The sequence below is a fragment of the Streptacidiphilus pinicola genome, from assembly GCF_003258295.1.
In the GTDB taxonomy this organism is placed as follows: Bacteria; Actinomycetota; Actinomycetes; order Streptomycetales; family Streptomycetaceae; genus Streptacidiphilus; species Streptacidiphilus pinicola.
Genome location: NZ_QKYN01000035.1, coordinates 41550 through 49170, shown reverse-complemented (window position 1 = coordinate 49170; position 7621 = coordinate 41550). Strand labels below are relative to the sequence as shown.

Here is a 7621-nt window from a genome sequence, read left to right as displayed (position 1 = left end):
GGCGTTCCGGCGTCGACGCCGGAACGCCTGAAGATCCCCGCCATCGGTGTGGACACCTCGGTACAGCGCCTGGGGCTGGCCGCGGACGGGACCGTCCAGGTCCCGCCGATCGCGGCGAACTCCCCGGCCGGCTGGTACGACGGCTCCGTCACCCCCGGCCAGCGCGGCTCCTCCGTGATCCTCGGCCACGTCACCGTCGGCCAGTACGGCAACGGCGTGTTCCTCCAGCTCGGCCGGCTGCACCCCGGGGACCGCATCGAGGTCACCCGCGCGGACGGCAGCACCGCCGACTTCACGGTCACCCGCGCGGACTCCTACCCGAAGTCGTCCTTCCCCGACCAGCAGGTCTACGGCCCCGACCCCCAGCCGGTGCTGCGCCTGGTCACCTGCGCGGGTACGCCGGATCCGGCCACCCACACCTATCCCGACAACCTCGTCGTCACCGCCGTGCTGACCGGCTCCACCAGCCACGGCGCCTGATCCGCCCGACCGGAGACCTCTGCCATGCGCCACCACCCGATCCGCCCCTGCGGCACCCTCGGCCCGCGCCGCCGCGCCTTCCGGGCCCGCGGCTGCCAGAACCGGCTGCAGCGCCTCGCCTGCTGCCACGTCCTGCACCTGACCGGGGAGCTGGACCTGGCGGCCACGCCGTCCCTGCTCGTCGCGGTCGGCCGCACACTCGACCTGCCCCCGGGCCGCGACGGCCCGCGGGGCCTGGTCCTGGACCTCGGCGCGCTCAGCTTCTGTGACGCCGCCGGACTCACCGGCCTGCTGCGGGCCGGCCGCCTGGCCGACGCCGCCGCAGTGCCCGTCTCGCTGACGGAGCCGCCCGGCCCGGTCGCCCGCATCCTCGTCCTCGGCGGTCTGCACTTGGCGTTCCCGCTGCACCCCACGGCGTGAGGCCTGCTCGCCGCGCCAGGGTTCATCCGGAGCAGGCGCCGCGCTGGGCCTGCTGCCACTCGCACCGCGGGCACAGCACCGCCCCCGGTGCGTCGGCCCGGAAGCGGGTGGGCTCGTCGCACTGCGTGCAGGCGGCGACGGCGTCGCCCGGCGCCGCCTGCCACCGCTCCTGCGGTGGCAGGGCCGCGACGTCGGGGCTCTCGCAGTACTCCTCGGATGCCATGCGCGGCTCCCCACGGTGACGACGGATCAGCTGAGACGGCCTGCCCCGGCTTCCTACCCGTCAGCGGTCGGGCGACGCCGAGCAGGACGCGGAGTCAGTCCTGGAAGCCACCCGCAGCGAGGGCCTTGTCGATGCGGGCGCGGTGCTCCGCCGCCCAGTCGTCGAGGGACTGCGCCTCCTCCCGCTCCTGCTTGGCCCGGGCATCGCGCAGCAGCTCCTGTTGCCGGGCGGCGGGGAGCACCACGACGCCCTCCCCGTCCGCCACCACGAGGTCGCCGGGGTTCACCAGCACGCCGCCGCAGCGCACCGGCTCGCCCAGGGGCGTGACGACCTTCTTGCCGCCCGGGATCGGCATGGTGCCACGGGCGTACACCGGGAAGCCCGCCGCCCGCACCTCCGCCAGGTCGCGGATCACCCCGTCCAGGACGAACGCCGCGATCCCGCGGAGCTGGGCGACGGCGCAGACGTTGCCTCCGGCGAGCGCGTAGTCGAGGTCGCCGGACTCGACGACGACCACGGAGCCGGGCTCGGCCCGGTGGATGGCAGCGTGCAGCATCAGGTTGTCGCCGGGTGGGCACCGTACGGTGAAGGCTGGACCGGCGACGTGCGGGGCCGGCGTCCACAGCGACCGCACGCCCAGGTCCATGACCTGCTCCCGGCCCAGGAAGTCGCAGAGCGCGGTGGTCGGGACGGCGGACTTCTCAGCCATGGACACTCCTCCGTGGGGTCGGTCGTCCGAGGAGCGGTCTGCTCCGGGCGGCGTTCGTAAGCGTCTCATCGGTCAGCGTCGCAGACAGCCTCCGGGAAAAGCCGTTGGACGGTGCTGCCTTCCTCGGGAATGATCCACGCCGTGGAGATCTACCTGGAGACCGAGCGTCTTGTCCTGCGCCGTTTCACGGCCGACGACGCGGACCTGCTGATCGAGCTGGACAGCGACCCGGCGGTGATGCGCTACCTGTCCGGCGGCGAGGCGACCGCCCCGGAGGTGGTCCGCGACCGCCACCTGCCGTACATCATCGCCGGCTACGAGAAGCACCCGGGCCTCGGCCTGTTCGCCGCACACGAGCGGGACGGCGGAGCGTTCGTGGGCTGGTTCCATCTGCGTCCCGAGCCGGACGGACCGCTCGACGAGGCCGAGCTCGGTTACCGGCTGCGCCAGGCGTCCTGGGGCAAGGGTTATGCCACCGAGGGCTCACAGGCCCTGCTGCAGAAGGGGTTCGCCGAGCTCGGACTGTGTGCGATCTGGGCCGCGACGATGGCCATGAACAGCGGGTCGCGTCGTGTCATGGAGAAGCTGTCCATGAGTCTCACAGGCACTCTCCCCACCCCTGACGACATGATGACGGTCGAAGGCGCCGAGCACGGCGGTGTGCGGTACGAGATCACCAAGGAGCGGTGGGAGCAGCGTTGACCCCACGGGACGCCGTCAATACGTTCAGACGGCGTGGAGCCCTTCGGCGGCGAAGATCGCGCGGGCTGTCGCGACCTGCTCCCTCGTGGGGGTGGGGGTGTCGGTGAGCTCGAAGCGCTCGCCGAGGGCCTCGTACTTCGCCGCGCCGAGCTTGTGGAACGGCAGGACGTCCACGCGCGAGACGTTGCCCAGCGAGGCGGCGAACGACGCGACCCCGGCCACGTTCTCCTCGCCGTCGGTCAGTCCCGGGACCAGGACGAAGCGCACCCACACGTCCTTGCCCAGGTCGGCCAGGTGGCGGGCGAAGTCGAGGGTGGGCTGGAGCGGACGGCCCGTCACGCGCTGGTAGACCTCCCGGTCCCAGGACTTGATGTCGAGGAGGACCAGGTAGATGTCGTAAGCGTGCTCCGGCGCGTGGGGCCGGGACCGCGGCGTTGGGCCCCACTTGCCGGGACCAAGGTCCTGTCGGCGGAGTGCCCGCGGGCCGTCCCACGGGCCGTCCGCGGAGTGCCCGGTTCCCGTCGTATCGCGCCCCGCGCGGACGGGCATACGACAGGGGGGAGCCTGCTGCGGAGAAGGGGAGACTGTGGTGACGCTCGCGGTGACAGGACACCGGGACCTGACAGATCAGACCGCCGAGCTGGTCCGGGCGGAGCTGCGCAAACTCATCGCCGCACGTGCGGTGGAGGGACCGCTGGTCGGTCTCAGCTGCCTGGCGGCGGGGGCGGACACGATCTTCGCGGAGGAGCTGGTGGAGGCGGGCGGGGAGCTCGTCGTGGTCTTCCCGGCGCGCGGCTACCGACACGAGCGTGTCCACACCGAGCGCGCGCCCACCTTCGAGCGTCTGGTCCGGGCCGCCGTCGAGGTGCACGAGCTGCAGTTCAGCGAGGTCTCGCAGGAGGCCTACCAGGCCGCGAACGAGGTGCTGTTGGCGCGCGCGGACGTGGTCGTCGCGGTCTGGGACGGCCGGCCGCCGGCCGGGCCGGGCGGCACCGGCGAGCTGGTGCAGCGCAGTCGCGACGCGGGCGTCGAGGTGGTGCGGGTCTGGCCGGAGGGCGCGGCCCGCACGGGAGAATAGCGGCCATTCGGGCGACTCGCCGTCAGAAGCGGAATAGCCTGTGGCAGATCGCCGGATCTGGGAGGCTGCTACGCGGCAACCAAGCCCTCATCCAAGCCCTCGCCGCAACGTCCCGAGGAATCACCGTGCGCCGTTCTGCCCTGGCCCGCCCCGTCCTGGCCCTGGCCTCCGTGCTGCTCGCCGCCGCCGTCGCGGGCTGCTCCCACTCCACCGGATCCCACTCCTCCTCCGGCGACCGCGCCTCCGCCGGTGCCTCCGCCGGCAGTTCGCAGCCGGCCGGCGACGCCGCCGGTCCGCTCGCCGAGGGCCCCGGCCCGCAGTCCCACTACGCCGTCGCCGCGCAACCGGCGGCAGACAGCTGCCACTACCGGAGCGACAGCGGTCAGCCGCTGCCGGACGCCACGTGCACCCCTGGCGCGCTCTCGCCCGCGGTGACGCAGGCGAACCTCGCGTCCACGATCTGCCGCAAGGGCGGCTACACCGGCGGGATCCGGCCGCCGGCGTCGGTGACGGACGCCGAGAAGCGCAAGAACGCCGCCTCCTACGGCTATACCGGCCAGCTCCACGATGCCGAGTACGACCACCTGGTGAGCCTGGAGCTGGGCGGCGACCCGAACGACCCGCGCAACCTCTGGGTCGAGCCGCCGTCCCCGGGGCACGCGGCGGGCGCCGGACCGAACAACCCCAAGGACGCCGTCGAGACCCGTCTCCACACGGCCGTCTGCGGCGGCCAGGTGACCCTGGCCCAGGCCCAGGAGGCCATCGCCACGGACTGGTTCACGGCCGAATCGCGGCTCGGGCTCAAGTAGCGCGGCTCTCGCGGGGCGCGGGCGTCAACCAGCCAGTGCCCCCGCGAGGACCTTGCCCTCCGTGGACAGGATCCCGTTGGTGTAGTCGAAGCGCGGGGTGTGGGAGAAGATCAGCCACAGGTACTTGAGGTTCTCCGCGAACCAGTAACCCGGCGTCAGATCGCCCAGCCGCACGGACGAGGAGCCCACCTCGTCGGCGACGGTGTAGCCGCCGCCGACGCGCTGGTGGGTGCGCATGTTCTGGAACCAGCGCCAGGCACCGCTCTTGTAGGTGGTGTGGCCGGTGAGGCGCCACAGGTCGAACGCCGAGTTGGCGTACTCGGGCCGCAGTTGGCTGCCCTGGTCGACGATGGAGAAGTCGCTGTAGTCGATGGTCTCGGGCAGTACCGGGTACCGGTCCAGGACCGCGCTCCACGAGCGGAAGTAGGAGGCCGCGCGGCCGAGGTCGCCGCCCTTGCCGAGCAGGCCCGCGTAGAAGGCGGCGAGTTCGGACTGGTGGGTGGGGCCGGTGCGGCGGCCCGTCGCGTGGTCGACGTTGTGGAACCAGAGGCGGCCGTGACGCTCGTCGGTCTGGTGCGCCACGATCGCATTGGTCAACTGGTGGTACCAGCTCGTCAGTTGAGCGTTGCCGAGGAGCCGGCCGCCGCCCCACAGGTACTCGTAGAAGGAGTCGACCGGCGGGTTGGGCGCGGTCGAGCTGTGGTCGACCCAGCGGCCGGACTCGACGTTGATGCGGGTGCCCAGCAGGTCCAGCGAGCTGCGCCGGGCGAGCACTGCCGAGTAGCAGCCCATCGCGGCGTCGTAGTAGCGCGAGTCGCCCACGAGCTGGGACAGGACGCCGAACTCCATCACGTTGGTGCCGGCCTCCGCGAGGGCGACCTCGTGTCCGGACACCTGACCGGTGCGCAGGTTGACGTGGGTGTAGGGAATGCCGGTGGGCGAGGAGGTGAAGGCGGGCAGCAGCCTGTCGGCGACGTTCTGTGCCAGGGAGAGCAACGCGGCGCTGCCCGTCGTCAGGTGACCGGCGATCAGGCCGCCGACGAGGCGGATGATCGCCTCGAAGACGTGCATGTCGACGTCCTGGGTCGGGTCGAAGTTGTTCTCGACCCAGTCCCGGGCCTGCGTCAACTCGTTGTCGCAGCCCATCAGGTAGAGCGTGTCCAGGGCCTCGACGATGGACAGGCCGAAGCTGTGGCCGGAGGCGAAGAAGTCGTTGTGTCCGCCGCTGAGCGGGCGCACCTCGTCATAGCCCCAGGCCTTCGCGGTGTAGCCGTACCAGCCGTGCAGGAACTCGGCACGGATCGCGGCGGCGGCGTCGGCGTCGCTCGGAAGCCGCCGGCCCTCGGCGTCGTCCGCCGCGTACGCGGGATTCACGGCAGCCGCGGCCGGCCGCGTTCCTGAGACGGCGGCGGCCGTCGTCAGCAGGGCCGAGCCGGCGGCGGAGCCGAGGACCAGACGGCGGGAGGGGCGGGGCAGCTGGGGCGACGCGGGGTGTTCGAGCATGCACGCAAAGCTAGGGCCGCCGCCTCCGCCTCAATCCGCAGGATCATCGTGTCGTCGTGAATACCACACGGAGGGGTGACACGCCTGGCGAGTGCATGCCAGAATCAACGCGCCCCGGGCGGCGCCGGTCGCAACCCGCCGCCCAGGGCGTCAGATATCGCTATCCAGGGGACTACTGGTGCCGCGCGTGCAGGGCGGCGGTGTGCTGCTTGATCTGCTCCTTCGTCAGGTACGAGTCCGTGTACTCGAAGTCGCGCAGCCGGGCCGGGCGGCGGGCCTGGAATCCGGTGCGCACGTAGTCGTCCCCGGCCACGGCGTTCAGCAGCCAGTTGGTCATCACCCGGACCTTGGCGACGTTGGTGCGCAGCGCCATCAGGTGGTAGCCGCGGGCCACGCCCTGCGCGGCGAGGCCGTGCAGTTCCACGCCCATCGGCTTGGAGACGGCGTCAGCGCCGCCGAGGTCGACGACCAGGCCGAGGTCCTTGTGGAAGTACGGCTTCAGCTGCCGGCCCCGGAGCGAGGCGATGACGTTGTCGGCCACCGCCTTGCCCTGCCGCTGCGCGTGCTGCGCGGTGGGCGGGCAGACCGCGCCGTCGCCACTGGCCAGGTCCGGTACAGCGGCCGCGTCGCCGAGCGCGAAGACGCCCTCGCACTGCGGGACGCGCATCTCCGACGTCACCGCGAGGCGACCGCGCACCGTCTCCGCGTCCAGGGTGTTGACCAGCGGGCTGGCGGCCACGCCGGCCGTCCAGATCAGGGTCCGCGCGGGGATCAGCCGGCCGTCGGTCAGCTTGACCGACTCCTCGCTCGCCTCGGCCACGGAGACGCCCAGCGAGATGTCGATGCCGCGCTTGCGCAGCAGGTCCATGGCCGTGGTGCCGAGCACGTCGCCCAGTTCCGGCATCAGCTTCGGGGCGATGTCGACCAGGTGCCACTTGATCAGGTTCGGGTTCAGCCGCGGGTAGCGGCGCACCGCGTTGGCGGTGACACGCTGCAGGCAGGCCGCCGTCTCGGTGCCGGCGTAGCCGCCGCCGACGACGACGAAGCCGAGGCGGGAGATCCGCTCCTGCTGGGTGGTGGCCGCGTCGGCGAGGTCGAGCTGCGCCAGCACGTGGTCGCGCACGTAGGCGGCCTCGGCCAGCGTCTTCATACCGCGCCCGTAGTCGGCCAGGCCGGGGATGTCGAAGGTGCGGGTCACGCTGCCCGGGGCGAGCACCAGGTAGTCGTACGGCTCGGCGATCAGCTCGTCGGTGATCTTGCGGGCGATCACCATCTTCGCCTTGGCGTCGATGCCGATCGCCCCGCCCGGGACGATCCGGGTCCGGCGGAGCATCCGGCGCAGCGAGACGGCGACCGACTGCGGCGTCAGCACGCCGGCCGCGACCTGCGGCAGCAGCGGGAGGTAGAGCTCGTAGCTGAACGGCGCGATCATCGCGATCTCTGCCTCGCTCGGCGCGAGCTCGCGTTCCAGCCGCCGCGCGCACTCGACGCCGGCGAAGCCTCCGCCGACCACCAGGATCCGGGGTCGTTCCATCGTGCCCATCCCTCACGGTCGTGGTCACTGTCATGCGTGGTCTCAGGAGACCGGCGAGCACCAGGAAGCACCAGGTGTCACCACTCCTCGCCACACTGGCACGCTCCCGGATCCCCCGCCACCGCGCAAGACCGTCCGACGGACCGGACGGCCCCGCCGCGTG

At 72.2% G+C, this 7621-nt stretch carries 10 protein-coding genes; 5 read left to right on the top strand and 5 right to left on the bottom strand.

Annotation, left to right across the window (positions count from 1 at the left end; translation table 11 throughout):
- Both DN069_RS08945 and DN069_RS08940 read left to right on the top strand, forming a co-directional pair.
- Positions 1 to 480: class F sortase (locus DN069_RS08945; protein WP_133259859.1), on the top strand; the 480-nt coding region annotated here is incomplete at its 5' end.
- A gap of 24 nt (positions 481 to 504) precedes the next feature.
- The gene (locus DN069_RS08940) at positions 505 to 900 is read left to right on the top strand and encodes an STAS domain-containing protein (protein WP_111500329.1); all 396 of its coding nucleotides are present in this window, start codon (positions 505 to 507) and stop codon (positions 898 to 900) included.
- 22 nt (positions 901 to 922) lie between these two features.
- On the opposite strand, the gene DN069_RS08935 is transcribed toward DN069_RS08940, so the two are convergent.
- Entirely contained in the window at positions 923 to 1123 is a 201-nt protein-coding gene (locus DN069_RS08935; protein ID WP_111500328.1) for a hypothetical protein, read from the bottom strand.
- Between the two features lie 94 nt (positions 1124 to 1217).
- Positions 1218 to 1832 carry an RraA family protein gene (locus tag DN069_RS08930; RefSeq protein WP_111500327.1) on the bottom strand — a complete coding sequence of 205 codons (615 nt, stop codon included), beginning with the start codon at positions 1830 to 1832 and terminating at the stop codon, positions 1218 to 1220.
- A 141-nt stretch (positions 1833 to 1973) separates the two neighbouring features.
- On the opposite strand from DN069_RS08930, the gene DN069_RS08925 reads away from it, so the two are divergent.
- Positions 1974 to 2534 carry a GNAT family N-acetyltransferase gene (locus tag DN069_RS08925; RefSeq protein WP_111500333.1) on the top strand — a complete coding sequence of 187 codons (561 nt, stop codon included), beginning with the start codon at positions 1974 to 1976 and terminating at the stop codon, positions 2532 to 2534.
- Between the two features lie 24 nt (positions 2535 to 2558).
- Here the strand turns inward: DN069_RS08925 and DN069_RS08920 are convergent, their stop codons facing one another.
- Positions 2559 to 3083, bottom strand: a complete 525-nt coding sequence (locus DN069_RS08920) for a pyruvate formate-lyase-activating protein (RefSeq protein WP_424556267.1) — start codon at positions 3081 to 3083, stop codon at positions 2559 to 2561.
- A gap of 40 nt (positions 3084 to 3123) precedes the next feature.
- Here DN069_RS08920 and DN069_RS39945 point away from each other — a divergent pair, with 40 nt between their 5' ends.
- Together DN069_RS39945 and DN069_RS08910 are read left to right on the top strand one after the other, a co-directional pair.
- A complete protein-coding gene (locus tag DN069_RS39945; protein ID WP_341538455.1) occupies positions 3124 to 3612 on the top strand; it encodes a hypothetical protein in 489 nt (162 codons plus the stop codon).
- A 125-nt stretch (positions 3613 to 3737) separates the two neighbouring features.
- The gene (locus DN069_RS08910) at positions 3738 to 4421 is read left to right on the top strand and encodes a hypothetical protein (RefSeq protein WP_424556266.1); all 684 of its coding nucleotides are present in this window, start codon (positions 3738 to 3740) and stop codon (positions 4419 to 4421) included.
- A 24-nt stretch (positions 4422 to 4445) separates the two neighbouring features.
- On the opposite strand, the gene DN069_RS08905 is transcribed toward DN069_RS08910, so the two are convergent.
- Both DN069_RS08905 and DN069_RS08900 read right to left on the bottom strand, forming a co-directional pair.
- Positions 4446 to 5924: a glycoside hydrolase family 47 protein gene (locus DN069_RS08905; RefSeq protein WP_111500326.1), complete on the bottom strand. Its 1479-nt coding sequence runs from the start codon at positions 5922 to 5924 to the stop codon at positions 4446 to 4448.
- 172 nt (positions 5925 to 6096) lie between these two features.
- Positions 6097 to 7458 (bottom strand): NAD(P)/FAD-dependent oxidoreductase, encoded by a 1362-nt coding sequence (locus tag DN069_RS08900; protein WP_111500331.1) that lies wholly within the window; start codon positions 7456 to 7458, stop codon positions 6097 to 6099.
- Positions 7459 to 7621: the final 163 nt, after the last annotated feature.

What these genes read in the sequence shown, in the direction of transcription:
- DN069_RS08930 (WP_111500327.1), bottom strand. Translation starts at nt 1,832, where the DNA reads ATGGCTGAGAAGTCCGCCGTCCCGACCACCGCGCTCTGCGACTTCCTG.
- DN069_RS08905 (WP_111500326.1), bottom strand. Translation starts at nt 5,924, where the DNA reads ATGCTCGAACACCCCGCGTCGCCCCAGCTGCCCCGCCCCTCCCGCCGT.
- DN069_RS08940 (WP_111500329.1), top strand. Translation starts at nt 505, where the DNA reads ATGCGCCACCACCCGATCCGCCCCTGCGGCACCCTCGGCCCGCGCCGC.
- DN069_RS08935 (WP_111500328.1), bottom strand. Translation starts at nt 1,123, where the DNA reads ATGGCATCCGAGGAGTACTGCGAGAGCCCCGACGTCGCGGCCCTGCCA.
- DN069_RS08900 (WP_111500331.1), bottom strand. Translation starts at nt 7,458, where the DNA reads ATGGAACGACCCCGGATCCTGGTGGTCGGCGGAGGCTTCGCCGGCGTC.
- DN069_RS08920 (WP_424556267.1), bottom strand. Translation starts at nt 3,083, where the DNA reads ATGCCCGTCCGCGCGGGGCGCGATACGACGGGAACCGGGCACTCCGCG.